13 protein-coding genes are annotated in these 16,041 nt (G+C 72.0%); 9 read left to right on the top strand and 4 right to left on the bottom strand.

From position 1 onward, the window contains the following. Nucleotides 1–50: 50 nt before the first annotated feature. Both MICAU_RS18130 and MICAU_RS18125 read right to left on the bottom strand, forming a co-directional pair. Nucleotides 51–1,244 carry an endo-1,4-beta-xylanase gene (locus tag MICAU_RS18130; protein WP_013286795.1) on the bottom strand — a complete coding sequence of 398 codons (1,194 nt, stop codon included), beginning with the start codon at nt 1,242–1,244 and terminating at the stop codon, nt 51–53. A gap of 210 nt (nt 1,245–1,454) precedes the next feature. Beyond that, complete coding sequence (locus tag MICAU_RS18125) at nt 1,455–2,459, bottom strand: LacI family DNA-binding transcriptional regulator (RefSeq protein ID WP_013286794.1); 1,005 nt, start codon at nt 2,457–2,459, stop codon at nt 1,455–1,457. A gap of 135 nt (nt 2,460–2,594) precedes the next feature. Between MICAU_RS18125 and MICAU_RS18120 the strand changes: the two genes are divergently transcribed. From MICAU_RS18120 to MICAU_RS18090, 7 genes are all read left to right on the top strand, one after another. Next, entirely contained in the window at nt 2,595–3,905 is a 1,311-nt protein-coding gene (locus MICAU_RS18120; RefSeq protein WP_013286793.1) for an ABC transporter substrate-binding protein, read from the top strand. Further along, nucleotides 3,902–4,900 (top strand): carbohydrate ABC transporter permease, encoded by a 999-nt coding sequence (locus MICAU_RS18115; RefSeq protein ID WP_013286792.1) that lies wholly within the window; start codon nt 3,902–3,904, stop codon nt 4,898–4,900. The genes MICAU_RS18120 and MICAU_RS18115 overlap by 4 nt, the downstream gene beginning before the upstream one ends. Next, nucleotides 4,897–5,763, top strand: a complete 867-nt coding sequence (locus MICAU_RS18110; RefSeq protein ID WP_013286791.1) for a carbohydrate ABC transporter permease — start codon at nt 4,897–4,899, stop codon at nt 5,761–5,763. The genes MICAU_RS18115 and MICAU_RS18110 overlap by 4 nt, the downstream gene beginning before the upstream one ends. A gap of 39 nt (nt 5,764–5,802) precedes the next feature. Then, nucleotides 5,803–8,127 (top strand): beta-xylosidase/alpha-l-arabinosidase, encoded by a 2,325-nt coding sequence (locus tag MICAU_RS18105; RefSeq protein WP_013286790.1) that lies wholly within the window; start codon nt 5,803–5,805, stop codon nt 8,125–8,127. 206 nt (nt 8,128–8,333) lie between these two features. Further along, the gene (locus tag MICAU_RS18100; RefSeq protein WP_013286789.1) at nt 8,334–9,440 is read left to right on the top strand and encodes a glycosyltransferase family 39 protein; all 1,107 of its coding nucleotides are present in this window, start codon (nt 8,334–8,336) and stop codon (nt 9,438–9,440) included. Between the two features lie 113 nt (nt 9,441–9,553). Next, complete coding sequence (locus tag MICAU_RS18095; protein WP_013286788.1) at nt 9,554–11,422, top strand: glycosyltransferase family 2 protein; 1,869 nt, start codon at nt 9,554–9,556, stop codon at nt 11,420–11,422. Further along, entirely contained in the window at nt 11,416–12,570 is a 1,155-nt protein-coding gene (locus MICAU_RS18090; protein WP_013286787.1) for a glycoside hydrolase family 26 protein, read from the top strand. The genes MICAU_RS18095 and MICAU_RS18090 overlap by 7 nt, the downstream gene beginning before the upstream one ends. A 287-nt stretch (nt 12,571–12,857) precedes the next feature. On the opposite strand, the gene MICAU_RS18085 is transcribed toward MICAU_RS18090, so the two are convergent. Continuing rightward, nucleotides 12,858–13,034 carry a hypothetical protein gene (locus MICAU_RS18085; protein WP_225319553.1) on the bottom strand — a complete coding sequence of 59 codons (177 nt, stop codon included), beginning with the start codon at nt 13,032–13,034 and terminating at the stop codon, nt 12,858–12,860. Between the two features lie 34 nt (nt 13,035–13,068). On the opposite strand from MICAU_RS18085, the gene MICAU_RS18080 reads away from it, so the two are divergent. Together MICAU_RS18080 and MICAU_RS18075 are read left to right on the top strand one after the other, a co-directional pair. After that, nucleotides 13,069–14,301 (top strand): RNA-guided endonuclease InsQ/TnpB family protein, encoded by a 1,233-nt coding sequence (locus tag MICAU_RS18080; protein WP_145753481.1) that lies wholly within the window; start codon nt 13,069–13,071, stop codon nt 14,299–14,301. Between the two features lie 101 nt (nt 14,302–14,402). After that, nucleotides 14,403–14,570 carry a YwqG family protein gene (locus MICAU_RS18075; protein ID WP_225319552.1) on the top strand — a complete coding sequence of 56 codons (168 nt, stop codon included), beginning with the start codon at nt 14,403–14,405 and terminating at the stop codon, nt 14,568–14,570. Between the two features lie 13 nt (nt 14,571–14,583). Here the strand turns inward: MICAU_RS18075 and MICAU_RS18070 are convergent, their stop codons facing one another. Then, nucleotides 14,584–15,909 (bottom strand): aminotransferase class V-fold PLP-dependent enzyme, encoded by a 1,326-nt coding sequence (locus tag MICAU_RS18070; RefSeq protein ID WP_013286783.1) that lies wholly within the window; start codon nt 15,907–15,909, stop codon nt 14,584–14,586. Nucleotides 15,910–16,041 lie beyond the last annotated feature (132 nt).

Below are 16,041 nucleotides of genomic sequence, written 5' to 3'. Positions count from 1 at the left end.
AGGCGGCGGGGCCGGTCACCGGACCGGCCCCGCCGTGGTGCGCCGGTCGTCTAGCGGCGCGGGTGCTGCGGGATGCGCGGCAGCACGTATGGCGGACCGGAGAAGATCAGGTCGGCCTTCAGCTCGTGGTACGCCCGCTTCGGCTGGTAGTTCTCGTCGTAGACGGTGGCCAGGCCCTCCGGCGGGTCGGAGAACGCGCCGGGTACCCAGGAGTGCTTGTCGGTGAAGCCCCAGAGGGTGAACGACAGGCAGTGCCGCTCGGCCAGGCAGGCCTGCATCAGCACGCTGAAGTTCGCCGCGGACGCCTGCAGACGCGGGTTGATCTCCGCGGAGTCGCCGGCCTCCACCCCCTCGGTGATCTGGCTGCGCACGTCCACCTCGGTGAGGGCCGTGGCCAGCCCGAGCCCGGCGAACTTGCGCAGGGCCGCGGCCACCTGGAGCGTGCTGAAGTTGCCGTACTGGGTGCCGAGGTGGCCCTGTGCGCCCACGCCGTCGATCGGCACGCCCTTGGCCCGCAGGTCACGGGCCATGTCGTAGACGAACTGCGTCTTGTCGTCGGCCGGGTTGCCGGAGCCGAACGCCTCGATGTTGTAGTCGTTGTAGAACAGCAGCGCCTTCGGGTCGGCGGCGCGGGCCCAGCGGAACGCGTCGGCGATGTAGCCGGGCCCGAGGTTCTGCGCCCAGAACCCCTTGTAGTGCAGGGTGGACGGGGTGTCCCAGGGGTCGCTGACCGCCTCGTTCACCACGTCCCACTGCCAGATCTTGCCCTTGAAGTGGGTGACCACGGCGGTGATGTGGTTGCGCAGGATCTGGCGCAGCTCGGCCTTGCTGATCGAGCCGTCCGCGACGCCGCTGGTCAGCCACGCCGGCAACTGGTTGTGCCAGACCAGCACGTGGCCCCGGACCCGCTGGTTGTTCTTGCGGGCGAAGTCGATCAGCTCGTCGGCCGGCCCCCAGTTGTATGTGCCCCGGGTGGGTTCGAGGCTCTCCCACTTCATGACGTTCTCGGCGGTGACGGTGGAGAACTCGGACGCGGCCAGCTCGCGGTACCGCGGCTCGGCGGCGTCGTTGAGGGCGGCCATGTCGACGGCGGTGCCCACGTACAGGCCGTGGCGCTTGGCCAGCTCGCGCAGGCTCTGCGCGGCCGGGTCGTAGGGGCGGCCGGCCGTCGCGGGGACGACGTTGAGGGCGGTGGCGGTCGCGACGGCGACGGCGCCGGCGGCGAGCCAACGTCTCAGCTTCATGGTCGTTCCTTTCGGGAGGGTGCGCGCGGCCGGAGGCCGGCGGTGGCGGTGCCGGGAACGCCGCGGCGTGGAACGGACCGGCGGGCGCCCGGGTGGACGGACGGTGCGGGCTTCCGAAACTTCCGGTCTCGCTTCCGGAAGTAGCCCGAAACATTACGGACGCCGATAGCCGTCCGTCAATCACCCGGGCCGGGAGGGTGAGGTGGCGCCTCAGCGCAGCGGGCGGCAGGAGGCCCGGACGACCAGCTCGGTGGGGAGCCGGATGTGCGTGTCCCGCTCGACGCCCGCGATGAGGTCGATCAGCAGACGCAGTGACTCGGCGCCCATGCGTTGCAGCGGCTGCCGGATCGTGGTGAGGGGAGGGTCGACGAGCGCCGACTCCGGGATGTTGTCGAAGCCGATGACCGACAGGTCGTCCGGTACGCCGAGGCCGAGGCCGCGGGCGACGTCCACCGTGGAGATGGCCGAGAGGTCGTTGCCGGCGAAGATCGCGGTGGGCCGGTCGGGGAGCGCGAGCAGCTCGGCGGCCGTGCTCGCGGCGCTCTCGGTGCGGAACCCGCCGACCCGCACGAGCCGCTCGTCCACCGTCAGGCCCGCGTCGGCCATCGCCTTGCGGAACCCGGCCTCGCGCAGGCGGGCCGACTCCAGGTCGGGGCGGCCGCTGATGTGCGCGATCCGCCGGTGCCCGAGCGACAGCAGGTAGTCGGTGGCCAGCACCGCGCCGGCGAAGTTGTCGGAGTCGACGGTGGGCAGACCGGACGGGCCGGTGTGCGGGTCGACGGCCACCACGTGGAAGCCGTGCTTGGTCTCGACCACTGTCGGCGTCACGATCACCGCGCCGTCGATGAGTGTGCCGGACAGCCGGGCCAGCGAGCGCCGCTCCCACCCTATGGCCGCGCCCTCCCCGTCACCGCTGGAGTAGGCGAGCAACTGGTAGCCGCTGCCGGCGACCTCCCGGGACGCGCCCTTGAGCAGCTCGGTCGAGAACGGCTCGAACTCGGCGACCAGGATGCCCAGCACGTTCGTGCGGTGGCTGCGCAGGCTCTGCGCCCCCAGGCTGGCCTCGTACCCGAGCTCGTGGATGACCTGCTGGACGCGCTCGACGGTGGCCTGCGCGACGCCGTATCGGCCATTGACAACCTTGGATACGGTTGCCACCGAGACGCCGGCCGTACGTGCCACGTCCGACATCTTGACGCGCTCCTGGAACACCACGCCGACGATGATAGAGGGCTCTCTCAGGTCGATCGAAGACGATGTCGAAAACGTTATCGATACCGATTGACTTCACGTTACGGCCCTGTAAAACTCCCCGGCAGGTAACCCGACTGAGTGGTCGAGGAGACATCTATGGTGATGAAGCGCCGTGCTGGCGCCGTCCTGGCACTGTTTGTGACAAGTGCTCTGCTGGCCTCCGCGTGCAGTGGTGGTGGCGACGAGGAGAAGGCCGCCGAGAGTGAGCTGTACAAGAACCCGGTGACGTTGACCTGGTGGCACAACGCGTCGCAGGACGGGCCCGGCAAGACGTACTGGGAGAAGGTCGCCAAGGACTTCTCCACGGCCCACCCGACCGTCAAGATCGAGATCGAGGCGATCGAGACGAACCAGCTCCAGCGCACCCGGCTCCCCGCCGCGCTGCTGAGCAACGACCCGCCGGACATCTTCCAGGCGTGGGGCGGCGGCGAGATGCGCGAGCAGGTCGAGGCCGACTACCTCAAGGACATCACCGACCAGGTGAAGGGCGAGGTCGCCGACATCGGCAACGCCGCCGAGATCTGGCAGGTCGAAGGCAAGCAGTACGGCCTGCCGTACCGGATGGGCATCGAGGGCATCTGGTACAACAAGGACATGTTCGCGAAGGCGGGCATCACGGCGCCGCCGACCACCTTCGAGGAACTCAACGCCGCGGTCACCAAGCTCAAGACCATCAACGTCATCCCGATCGCCCTCGGCGCCGGTGACAAGTGGCCCGCCGCGCACTGGTGGTACAACTTCGCGCTGCGTGCCTGCTCGGTCGACACGCTGAAGAAGGCGACCAAGGACCGGAACTTCGACGACCCGTGCTTCGTCAAGGCCGGCCAGGACCTCAAGACCTTCATCGACACCAAGCCGTTCCAGAACAACTTCATCGCCACGCCGGGTCAGAACGACCCGACCAGCGCCAACGGCCTGCTCGCGAACGGCAAGGCCGCGATGGAGCTGATGGGTGACTGGAACCGCGGCACCCTGGACACCGTCGCCACCGACAAGGCGGCCCTGGGCAAGTTCCTCGGCTGGTTCCCGGTGCCGGCGATCTCCGGCTCCGCCGGTGACCCGAAGGCGGCCCTCGGCGGCGGCGACGGGTTCGCCTGCTCCAAGAACGCCCCGGCCGAGTGCGTCGAGTTCCTCAAGTACCTCGTCAGCCCCGAGGTGCAGAAGGGCTACGCCGCCACCGGCACCGGCCTGCCCGTCGCCAAGGGCGCGGCCGACGGCGTCACCGACCCGGCCCTGAAGTCGATCCTCCAGGCCACGTCCGACGCCACCTACGTGCAGCTCTGGCTGGACACCGCCTACGGCAGCACCGTCGGCACCGCGATGAACGACGCGATCGTCGCGATCTTCGCCGGCAACGGGACACCTGAGAAGGTCGTCTCGGCCATGAAGGCGGCCGCAAGCAAGTGACGTCCGCATCGCAGACCCGTACGCCCGCCGTCGGTGCGCAAGCGCCGCCGGCGGGCCTCCGGCCCGGCGCACGGGCCGCCTCCCGCCGCGCCGAGACCCGTCGCAAGTGGTACGAGATCATCGGGCTGACCACGCCCGCGATCGTCATCTACGTGATGTTCGTGCTGGTGCCGATGGGCTTCGCGTTCTACTACAGCCTGTTCCGCTGGCGCGGCGTCGGCCCGCCCACCGAGTACGTCGGCTTCCGCAACTACACGCTCGCCTTCCAGGACCCGATCTTCCTCGACGCGCTGCGCAACAACGCGATCATCGTGTTCGGGTCGCTGCTGATCCAGGGCCCGGTCGCGCTGGGCATCGCCCTCCTGCTCAACCGCCGCTTCCGCGGGCGCTCGGCGTTCCGCCTGCTGGTGTTCGTGCCGTACGTGCTGGCCGAGGTCACCGTCGGCATCATGTGGAAGCTGATCCTGACCGAGAACGGCACGCTCGACGCGCTGCTGCAGTCGATCGGGCTCGGCGGGCTGGTGCAGGCGTGGCTGGCCGACCTGGACGTGGTGATCTGGACGCTGCTGTTCGTCCTCACCTGGAAGTACGTCGGCTTCGCCATCATCCTGCTGCTCGCCGGCCTGTCGAACGTGCCGCAGGAGTTGAACGAGGCCGCGGAGATCGACGGCGCGAGCTGGTGGCAGATCCAGCGCCACGTCACGCTGCCGCTGCTCGGCCCCACCATCCGGATCTGGATGTTCCTGTCGATGATCGGCTCGTTGCAGGTCTTCGACATGGTCTGGGTGACCTCGGTGCCGGCCGTGCGCTCGCTCGGCGCCTCGGCCACCATGGCGACGTACATGGTGGACAACGGCTTCTTCGCCCGGCTCTGGGGCTACGGCAACGCGGTGGCCGTGATCCTGTTCGCCATCTCCTTCGTCGCGGCGCTGCTGTTCCAGCGTTTCCTGCTCCGCCGTGACATCGAGGGCGCCATCACCCGGAAGGGGAAGTGACAGTGGCCGTGAACTCCGTACCCGCCCCCTCGGCCGGGCGCCGGCCGGTCCAGTGGAGCGCGCCGCTGACGTACGCGCTCGCGCTCGCGGTCGCGGCCGTCTCGATCGCACCCGTCGTGTACGTCGTCGTCGGCGGTTTCCGGACCACGCCGCAGATCGTGAACGACCCGGCCGGCCTGCCGGACCCGTGGGTCTGGGAGAACTACTACCGGGTGCTGACGCAGAGCGGCTTCTGGAAACAGGCGTTCAACAGCGCCGTGGTCGCCCTCGGCACCACGCTCGGCGTGGTGGTGCTCGGCATGGCCGCCGCGTTCGTGCTCGCCCGGTACACGTTCCGGGGCCGCGAGGGGCTCTACACCTTCTTCACCCTCGGCCTGCTGTTCCCGGCCGGCGCGGCGATCCTGCCGCTGTACCTCATGCTGCGCGACCTGAACCTGATCAACTCCTACTACGCGGTGATCCTCCCGCAGGTGGCCTTCTCGTTGCCGCTGACGATCGTCATCCTGCGGCCGTTCCTGTCGGCCATCCCGCGGGAGCTGGAGGACGCGGCCGCCATCGACGGCGCCGGCCGGCTCGGCTTTCTCTGGCGGATCGTGCTGCCGCTGTCGCGGCCCGCGGTCGTCACCGTCGGCATCCTCGCGTTCGTGGCGAGCTGGAACGCGTTCCTCCTGCCGCTGCTCGTCCTGGGGGACGTCAACCTGCACACCCTGCCGCTGGGCGTGCAGAACTTCTCCAGCCAGTACACCACCGACACCGCGGGCGTCCTCGCCTTCACGTCGCTGGCGATGTTGCCGGCGCTGCTGTTCTTCACCCTGGCGGAGAAGCAGATCGTGGGCGGCCTCCAGGGCGCGGTCAAGGGCTGAGCGGCAGCGGTACCAGCACAACCAGTGGAAAGGCACACCATGACAGAGGTCCACGCGGTGGTGGACGGGCCGGTACCGGCTCAGGCAGGTTCGGACCACGACCGGCCGGACGGGCACGACGCCGAGGCGCGCGTACGGGAACTGCTCGCTCGCATGACGATCGAGGAGAAGGTCGCGCAGCTCGTCGGGTTCTGGGAGAAGGAGGACGGTGAGGCGGTCGCGCCACTGCAGGGCGAGTTCGCCGACACCGGCCGGCTCGAGGACTTCTCCCGGCACGGGCTGGGTCACCTCACCCGCGCCTACGGCACCCGCCCGGTCGACGCCGCGGCCCGCGCGGCCTGGCTGTGGAAGTTCCAGCGGGACCTGGTGACCGGCACCCGGCTGGGCATCCCGGCGATCGTGCACGAGGAGTGCCTGACCGGCCTGTCGGCGTGGAAGGCGGCCACCTTCCCGACGCCGCTGGCCTGGGGCGCCGCGTTCGATCCCGATCTGGTCGCCGAGATGGCGGCGGCGATCGGGGCCTCGATGCGCGCGCTCGGCATCCACCAGGGACTGTCCCCGGTGCTCGACGTGATCCGGGATCCCCGCTGGGGCCGGGTCGACGAGTGCATCGCCGAGGACCCGTACCTCGTCGGCACCATCGGCACCTCGTACGTGCGAGGGCTCCAGTCGCAGGGCGTGCTCGCGACGCTGAAGCACTTCGCCGGCTACTCCGGCTCGCGGGCCGGGCGCAACTTCGGCCCGGTGCACGCCGGTCCCCGGGAACTCGCCGACGTGCTGCTGCCTCCGTTCGAGATGGCGATCCTCGACGGTGACGCGCGCAGCGTCATGCACTCGTACGCGGAGATCGACGGCGTGCCGGTCGCCGCCGACCCGACGATGCTCACCGACCTGCTGCGGGACCGGTGGGGGTTCGACGGGACCGTGGTGGCCGATTACTACGGGGTCGCCTTCCTCAACCTGCTGCACCACGTCGCGGCCGACAACGCGGACGCGGCCGTGCAGGCGCTGAGCGCGGGCCTCGACATCGAGCTGCCCACCGGCGACGCCTACCTGACCCTGACCGAGACGGTGCGGGCCGGCAAGGTCGACGAGGCGCTGGTCGACCGGGCGGTGCTGCGGGTCCTGCGCCAGAAGCAGGAACTCGGACTGCTCGACGCCACGTTCGACGACGAGCCGCCGGGCGCGATCGACCTCGACTCGCCGGAGCACCGGGCGATCGCCCGCCGGCTCGCCGAGGAGTCGGTCGTCCTGGTCGCCAACGAGGGCGTGCTCCCGCTGCCGGCGGGCCGGCGGGTGGCCGTGGTCGGCCCGAACGCCGACCGGCAGGGCGCGCTGTTCGGCTGCTACTCGTTCCTCAACCACGTGCTGGCCCACCACCCGGGCGTGGAGACCGGGTTCGAGGTGCCGACAGTGCTGGAGGCGGTGCGTGCCGAGTTCGGCGCCGACCGGGTCACCTTCGCGGCCGGCTGCGAGGTGGACTCGGCGGACCGGTCCGGGTTCGACGAGGCGGTCGCCGCCGCGTCCGCCGCCGACGTGGCAGTTCTCGTGGTCGGCGACCACGCGAGCCTGTTCGGCCGCGGCACCGTCGGCGAGGGCTGCGACCGGGACGACCTGGAGCTGCCCGGCGTGCAGCGGCAGCTCGTCGAGGCGGTGCTGGACACCGGCACCCCGGTCGTCCTCGTGCTGCTCACCGGCCGCCCGTACGCGCTCGGCTGGGCGCTGTCCCGGTGCGCGGCGGTGGTGCAGACGTTCTTCCCGGGCGAGGAGGGCGCCGGGGCGATCGCGGGTGTGCTCTCCGGGCGGGTCAACCCGTCCGGCCGGCTGCCGGTCAGCCTGCCCGGCTCGGCCGGCGCGCAGCCGTACTCGTACCTGCACCCGGAGCTGGGGGAGGGCATGAACGGGACCAACCTGCCGGCGACTCCGGTGGCGCCGTTCGGGCACGGGCTGTCCTACAGCACGTTCGCGTACACCGATCTGACCGTGCCGGCCGAGGTGCCGACCGACGGGGCGCTGCGGGTGTCGGTGCGCGTGACGAACACCGGCCCGGTCGCCGGTGACGACGTGGTGCAGCTCTACGGCCGCGACCTGGTCGCCTCGGTGACCCGGCCGGTCGCGCAGCTGCTCGGCTACCGGCGGGTGCGCCTGGAGCCGGGCGCCTCGGTGACCGTCGAGCTGACCGTCCCCACCACGCGGCTGGCGTTCACCGGCCGCACGCTCACCCGGGTGGTGGAGCCCGGGGAGGTCGACGTCTGGGTCGGCACGAGCGCCCGGCGCGACGCCCAGGCGCGGACGACGCTGACCGGCGACACCGCCGCGATCACCGCCGCCTCGCCCCGCTGGACGACGACCGACCTTCGCTGAGCCGGGTCCGCCGGTCGTCCACGGGGCGGCCGGCGGACCCTTTCAGTGCATATTGGCGTTATGCCGTTTTTGACTCAGTAGGCTCCAGGATGTCATCCAGCCCGTGACCCGGGGCTTCCGGTGCCGCCCGCCACGCGCGGATCGCGCCTCGCCGCCCGGTCGGCTGGATCCCCGTCGCCGGCACCCACAGGGATGCGTGAGTCACGATGATGGACGCGGACACAATGGTCCTGCCCCGGCTCGGGGACGCCACGGTCGAGGATCCGTGGGGCGAGGACCGGCCGCGCCGGGTCACCGTCCGCGCCGCGACCGGCGTGCTCCGGTGGCGGATCGTGGCGTGGCTGGTGCCGGCGGTCCTGATGGGTGCGCTCGGCGCCGCGCGGATCACGGAATCCGGGGCGAGCGCCGGAGAACTCGCGACCCGGCGCGCGGCCACGTCGCCCTGGCCGGGGATCGGCGTCACGCTGACCGGCGACGACCTCGCGCTCGGGCCGTACCACCTGCTCATGCGCGGCTGGGCGGCGCTGTTCGGCGCGGCGGACCTCGCGCTGCGCGTACCGTCCCTGCTGGCCATGGTCGGTGCCGCGGCGCTCGTCGGCGCGCTCGCCGCCCGGATCGCCACGCCCGCCGCCGGCCTGCTCGCCGGCGTGATCTTCGCGGTGCTGCCGGCCTCGATCCGGTACGCGCAGGAGGCGCAGCCGTACGCCCTGGCGGTGTTCGCCGCCGTGCTCGCCACCTGGCTGCTGGTGCCTGCGCTCGACCGGCCGGGCGCGCGCCGGCTCGTGCCCTACGCGGGCGCGGTGCTGCTGCTGGGCGTGTGCCAGCCGGTGGCGTTGCTGCTGCTCGCCGGCCACGGCTGGGTCGTGCTGGCGTTCCGTCGCCGCTGTGCTCTCCGGTGGCTGGCCGCCGTGGCCCTCGGGCTGCTCCCGGTCGCCGCGCTGCTCGCCTCCGGCCTGAGTGACGGCGGGCGCCTCGCGTCCGGCGCCCGTCCCGGTGCCGCAGTGCTCGCGGCCACGCCCGGGGACCTGTTCGGCGTCGCCGCGCTCGGCGGCGTGCTGGCCGGGCTGGCCCTGTTCAGCCTCCCGCTGCGGTACGCCGCCGCGATCTGCACCGCCTGGGCGCTGGTGCCGGCGCTCGGGCTGCTGGCGCTGGCGCAGGCAGTGCCGGTCTGGTCGGCGGTGAACCTGCTGTTCACGGTGCCGGCCTGGGCGGTGCTCGGCGGGGTGGCCCTGTCCCGGGCGCGTGCCGCCGGGGTCGTCGCCGTGCTGGTGCTCGTCGCGCTGCTCGCCGTGGCGGCCCAGCTTCCCGGCTGACCGCGTGACCGGTCGACGAACGGGCGATGTCTGCCTGATTCGCCCTTTTTGCGGTTGATTGTCGGCTTAGCATTCGGTCGGCTCCTGAGCCGGAAGCAGACCATGGGGGAAACGTGGCCGTCGCCGCCGATACACGCCCGTCCCGCGCCACGACGGCCGGGCCGCCGGGCGCCCGCCCGATCGCACCCGTCCCGCCCGGGACGCCGGCCGATCCGGACCGCCGGCAGCGCAACGTCCGCGCCCGCCTGGCGTACGCGCGCTGCGGCGCCACCGCCGGTCCGCTGCGCCCGCCCCGGCGCCCCGACGCGGCGGTCGAGTTCCGGCCCACCGCCTCGGTCACCGCGCGGCTGGTGCTGACGCTGCTGGTGCTCGTCAACAGCGCCGCCGGGCTGGTCTTCGTCGGCTGGCTGCTGCTGCCCCAGCACGTACCCGGCCCCGGCGTCGTCGGGCTCGGCGGCTGGCAGACAGTCGCCGCCCGGCTCGCGTTCTGCGTCGTCGTCGGCGTCGAGCTGATCCGCCTGGCGCAGAACGTGGTGGTCTGGGTCTTCGCCTTCCACGCCCGGGATCCGGTGCCGGTCGACCCGCCGGTCGGCCTGCGGGTCGCCCTGCTCACCACCATCGTGCCGAGCAAGGAGCCGATCGAGGTCGCCGAGCGGACGCTGCGCCGGCTGCGGGAGATCGTCTACTGCGGGCACGTCGACGTGTGGATCCTCGACGAGGGCGACGACCCGGCGGTCCGGGCGATGGCCGCGCGGCTGGGCGTACGCCACTTCACCCGCAAGGGCCGGCCCGAGTACAACGGGCCCGGCGGCGAGTTCCGGGCCCGCACCAAGTCCGGCAACCACAACGCCTGGCGGGCCGAGCACGAGCACCGCTACGACGTGGTCGCCAACGTCGACCCGGACCACGTGCCGCTGCCGAACTTCCTGGAACGCACGCTCGGCTACTTCCGCGACCCGGACGTCGCGTTCGTGGTGACCCCCCAGGTGTACGGCAACATGCACCAGAACTTCGTCGCCCACGGCGCCTCGGTGCAGCAGTACCTCTACAACGGGCTGATCGCCCGTGGCGGCAACGGCCTGGACGCGCCGCTGCTGACCGGCACCGGGCACCTCTACCGGCCGGCGGCCTGGCGGACCATCGGCGGCTACCAGGACTCGATCATCGAGGACCACCTCACCAGCATCCGCGTGCACGCCGCCGTCAACCCGGCCACCGGCAACCGGTGGAAGGGCGTCTACACCCCGGACGTGGTGGCGCTCGGCGAGGGACCGACCTCCTGGGCGGACTACTTCAACCAGCAGAAGCGCTGGGCGGCCGGGATCTGCGAGATCCTGCTCCGGCGCGAGCTGCGCACACCGCGCGACCTGCCGTCCCGTCGTCGCTGGCAGTACCGGCTGCTCCAGTTCTACTACCCGAGCGTGGCGGTGAGCCTGCTGCTGGGTAACGCGGCCACCGCGCTGTACCTGCTGACCGGCGTCGACGCGGGTCGCCTCGACCCGCAGGTCTGGGCGACGCTGTGGGGGTCCACCATCGGCACCTGGTTCCTGCTCTGGCTGTGGCTGCGCCGCTTCAACATCGCCCCGCACGAGCGGGAGGAGGTGGGCATGGCCGGCATGGCGCTCGCGCTGTTCGCGGGACCGGTCTACGTGGCCGCGGCGGTGGGCGCCCTGCTGCGCCGCAAACTCGGCTTCGTGGTCACCGCCAAGGGCGCGCTGCGCACCGTCGAGTCGCCGCGTACGTTCCGGCTGCACCTGTGCTGGGCGCTTGCCGCCGCCGGACTGCTCGCGGCGAGCTTCGCGCTGGACCACGACTACCCGCTGCTGCGGGTATGGCCGGCGCTGACGCTGCTGACCGGGCTCGCGCCGCCGTTGATCTCCTGGGTGGAGAGTCTGCGGGCGCGCCGGGACCGGGTAGCCGGCGTGACCCGGGAGCCCCAGGTGGTGCCCCGGACCGTGGCCGAGGGTGGTGTGCCGTGCTGAGGCCGACGCTGCCCCGGATGGGCCTGGCGCTGGCCGGAGTGCTGCTGCTCGCGTACGCCTTCGTGGTGGCGCCGGGCGCGTGGCGCGACCCGGCCACCGACGCCGCGGTGCGGCGGCCCGCCCCGGCGACGCCGCAGGCGAGCACCGACGTGCCGGCGGCGGTCGTGCCGAGCCCGCGCGGCGGCCCGTTCCCGCCGGCCGGGCAGGCGTTCTTCGGGGTGATGACCGACAAGGGACCGTACGACTTCGCGCCGGTCGACCGGTTCGCCGACGCGGCCGGGCGGTCGCCGCAGGTGATGCTCTTCGGCGCGGACTGGGTGTCGGCCGCGTTCGACCGGAGCCTGTTCGACCGGATCGCCGAGCGGGGCATGATGCCGATGCTCGGCTGGGAGCCGTGGGACCACACGGTCGACAAGGCGGCCCGCCGCACCGAGCTGACCGACAGGCAGATCGACCGGCTGCGCGCCACCCAGCCGGACTACCGGCTGTCCCGGATCGCGCGCGGCGACTTCGACGCGTACCTGCGCTCCTGGGCCGACGGCGTCCGGTCGCTGGGCTACCCGGTGGCGATCCGCTTCGCGCACGAGATGAACGGCGACTGGTACCCCTGGTGCGAGCGGGCCAACGGCAACCGCCCCGGCGACTACGTCCGCGCCTGGCGGCACGTGCACGACGTCTTCGCCGAGGCCGGCGCCACGAACGTCACCTGGGTGTGGAGCCCGAACGCCCGCTGGGACAAGACGACCGCCGGGCTCACCGGCCTCTACGCGGGCGACGAGTACGTCGACTGGGTCGGTGTCACCGGCTACTACGGCAGCGGCGCCTTCACCAAGACGTACTGGTCGTTCGACCAGATCTTCGGCCCGACGATCGCGGAGATCCGCAAGGTCACCGGCAAGCCGCTCGTGGTCACCGAGACCGGCGCCGCCGACGCCGCCGGGCACAAGGCCCGGTGGATCCGGGACACGTTCCGCGCCCTGCCCCGCTATCCGAACCTGATCGGGCTGATCTGGTTCGAGGTGGACAAGGAGAAGGACTGGCGCATCGCCGGCTCGCCGGCGGCGGCGACCGCGTTCGCCGAGGCGGTGGCCGCCGAGCGCTACGACGTGACCTGGTCACCGGCGGTGCGGCCACGCGAAGGCCCCTGACCTGGAGCCGTTCCTCGCCCCCGAGCACGAGATGTACGCCGCCGTCCAGGCGGACCTGCCGGACTGGCTGGACCGCTCGGAGGAGTGGCTCAGCGCCACCCAGATCCGGCTGCTGCGCGACATGCCGCACCTCAATGAGTGCGCTGGCCGAGCAGCTCTGGCCGGAGCGGCAGTCGTGGCTGCCGGAGGACGTCTTCATCGGCGGCTACCGAAGTGCGGGCCAGTGCTCCGGCCTTCAGGCCGGGGAAGGCCCGCGCTGGGAGGGCCGCCAAGGCCCGAGCAGTGCCTTAACCTCGCGCCCGCTCGTTCTGCTCGGCCACGGGGACCGGCACGATGGCAGCGATCCGGCGTCCGTGGTTGGTCACGTAAAGGGTCTTGCCGTAGACGGCGACGCCGTTGAGCGCTCCGGCGAGCGTCTTGCGCAGCTCGCGGACGCTGATCTCATTTTCGCGGGTGTCACTCATAGTCGCCATCGTAACCTTGTGTACACTTGTGTGTGTGCAGCTCCGGTACAACTACCGCGTGTACCCGACGCCTGGCCAGCAGATCGAGCTGGCGCGGGCGTTCGGGTGCGCGCGGGTTGTGTTCAACGACGGGCTGCGCCTGCGTCAGCAGGCCCGGGAGGCGGGGGAGAAGTACATCTCCGACGGGGAGCTGTCCCGGCGTCTGATCACCGAGGCGAAGGCGACGCCGGAACGCGCGTGGCTGGGAGAGGTTTCCACCGTGGTGTTGCAGCAGGCACTGGCGGACCTGAACACCGCGTACCGCAACTTCTTCAACTCGATCACGGGCAAGCGCAAGGGCCGCAAGGTCGCACCTCCCCGGTTCCGCTCCCGCAAGGACAACCGGCAGGCCATCCGCTTCACGAAGAACTCCCGGTTCAAGGTCCTCGACAACGACCGGCTGCGGTTGCCGAAGATCGGCGACCTCGCAGTCCGCTGGTCCCGGACGCTGCCCTCAGACCCGTCATCGGTGGCGATCATCCGGGATGCGGCCGGACGGTACTTCGCGTCGTTCGTCGTGCAGACGGGCGAGGACGAGGCGTTACCGCCGGTCGACTCCGAGGTCGGGATCGACCTGGGCCTGACCCACTTCGCGGTGCTCTCGGACGGCACGAAGGTGGCGGCGCCGACGTTCCTGCGCCGGGCCGCGCGCAAGCTCAAGCGGTTGCAACACGACCTGTCCCGCAAGCAGAAGGGCTCGGCCAACCGCAAGAAGGCCGTCGTCAAGGTCGCACGGGCGCACGCCCGGGTGGCCGACATGCGGCGGGACTGGCAGCACAAGCTGTCCACGGCGATCATCCGCGAGAACCAAGCGGTGTACGTCGAGGACCTGTGCGTCGTCGGTCTCGGCCGGACGCGGCTCGCGAAGTCCGTGCACGACGCGGGCTGGGCCAGCTTCACCGCCATGATGGAGTACAAGGCCGCCCGGTACGGACGCACCTTCGGCCGGGTGGATCGGTTCTTCCCGTCCACCCGCATGTGCTCCGACTGTGGCCGGATCAACGAGAAGATGGCGCTCAACGTCCGAGCGTGGGACTGCCCCTGCGGGGCAGCCCACGACCGGGACGTGAACGCCGCGAAGAACGTCAAGGCCGCCGGGCAGGCGGACTTCAACGCCCGTGGAGCGCACGTAAGACCGGGGCTCGTCCCGGCGGCGCGCAACGAAGCGGGAACCCACCCGGACGCCGCGTGTTCCACGCGCAGCGTGGAGGGAATCTCCGTCCCTTAGGGCGGAGAGGATGTCAAACCATCTCGGCGCAGGACCCGCCCGAGGTGATCATGATGGAGCGGGAGCGGCAGGCGAGGTCGCTACCCCGCCAGGAGCAGATGGTGGCTCTGTACGAGGAGGAGCAGCGGGTGATGCGCGAGTGGGTGCCACTGGCCCAGTTCGGCGTACCGGACGAGGAGTACGTCAACGCGCGGTTCCTGATCCGCCACGACGACCTCGCCGCCCGGCGGTTCGACAGGGTGCTGTCCTTCTGCGAGTTCACCGAGTGACAGCCGGAGCGGCTCAGACCAGCGTGCGGACCGCCCGCAGCGCCGCCTCCACGTCCTGCTCGCCGTTCGCGATCGTCGCGCCGAAGCGCAGGTACGACGGCCGGTAGGGCGTGCTGCTGGCGATCACGCCGGCCGACCGCAGCCGGTCCACCGCCCGGTCCGCCGGCACGCCCGGCACCTCGCAGCAGACCACCCCGGCGGACAGGTCGGCGTCGCGCGGCGTGACCAGCCGGACGCCCCGGATCCCGGCCAGCCCCTCCTTGAGGAGGTCCGCGAGTTCCCGGGTGCGCCCGGCGGCCCGGGCCGGGCCGATGCGCCGGTGGAACGCGAACGCGTCGGCGAGCGCCCAGCGGTGCTCGAAGCTGTGGTAGCCGCCGGGCGTGTGCGCCGGGCCCGGTGGCACGGGCTGCCCACCGGTGCCGCCGGCGAGCCAGCGACCGATGCCGCGCCTGTCGAAGCTGGGGATCACCGGCGTCATCCGGGCCCACGCCCGCTCGGCGGCCCAGACCAGGCCGGTGCCGCGCGGCCCGAGCAGCCACTTGTGGCAGCCGGAGACGAGTACGTCGCAGCCGAGCTGCTCCGGTGTGGACGCGTCGGCGCCGAAGCCGTGCACCGCGTCGAGGCAGAGCAACGCCTCCGGGCTGCGCTCGCGGACCGCCTCGGCCAGCCGGCGTACCGGCAGCTTCACGCCGGTGCTGGAGTGCACCCAGGTCAGCGCCACCACCCGGGTACGCGGCGTGAGCGCCGCGGTCAGTCCCGCGACCATCTCGTCCGCCCCGGCCGTGGCCGCGTCGCGGTAGAGGCGGGCCCGGCGCACTGTCACCCCGTCGCGTTCGGCGCGCAACCGCAGCGATTCGTGGGTGGCGTAGAAGTCGTGCTCGGTGGTCAGCACCTCGTCGCCCGGTCGCAGGCGGATCGCGCTGTAGACCAGGCCGAGGCCCATGGTCGTGGAGTCGGTGAGCGCGATGTGGTCCGAGCGCGCGCCGAGGTGCCCGGCCGCCGCGGCGAGCACCGCCCGGTCCAGCCGTTCCTCGTTCGCGGCCAGGTAGCCGGAGGCGTCCCGGTCGAGGCCGGCGCGGTGGGTGGCCACGGCGGCCCGTACCGGGGCCGGGTGCGGGGCGAAGACGAACGTGGCCAGGTGCGCCCGGGAGCGGTCGAGCGCGAACTGGGCGCGGACGCTGTCCCAGCTGGCCGGATCCAGGGCGGGCGCGTCGTCGGACACCGCGGTCCCGGCCGCCGGGCGGTCCGGGTCGCAGCCGGTGGCCAGGCCGGTGACGCCCGCCGCCGCTGTGGCGCCGAGCAGGTGCCGCCGGGTCAGGCGCCGTCGGGTCGGATGCATGGGGTCAATCGTCCGCCGTGCATGTCACGGCCGGGTCACCGTCGGTGCCGGGGGACCGGTGATTTCACCGATGCGCGTCGGCGGTCCGGGCGCGGATGCTGACGCATGTCGATGTAATTCCGGCGCAAGGAG

This window comes from Micromonospora aurantiaca ATCC 27029 (assembly GCF_000145235.1).
In the GTDB taxonomy this organism is placed as follows: Bacteria; Actinomycetota; Actinomycetes; order Mycobacteriales; family Micromonosporaceae; genus Micromonospora; species Micromonospora aurantiaca.
This window is presented reverse-complemented; position numbering and strand designations above follow the sequence as displayed.

Coding starts and splice junctions, on each gene's coding strand:
- MICAU_RS18085 (WP_225319553.1), bottom strand. CDS start 13,034: ATGAGTGACACCCGCGAAAATGAGATCAGCGTCCGCGAGCTGCGCAAG.
- MICAU_RS18130 (WP_013286795.1), bottom strand. CDS start 1,244: ATGAAGCTGAGACGTTGGCTCGCCGCCGGCGCCGTCGCCGTCGCGACC.
- MICAU_RS18120 (WP_013286793.1), top strand. CDS start 2,595: ATGGTGATGAAGCGCCGTGCTGGCGCCGTCCTGGCACTGTTTGTGACA.
- MICAU_RS18100 (WP_013286789.1), top strand. CDS start 8,334: ATGATGGACGCGGACACAATGGTCCTGCCCCGGCTCGGGGACGCCACG.
- MICAU_RS18105 (WP_013286790.1), top strand. CDS start 5,803: ATGACAGAGGTCCACGCGGTGGTGGACGGGCCGGTACCGGCTCAGGCA.
- MICAU_RS18070 (WP_013286783.1), bottom strand. CDS start 15,909: ATGCATCCGACCCGACGGCGCCTGACCCGGCGGCACCTGCTCGGCGCC.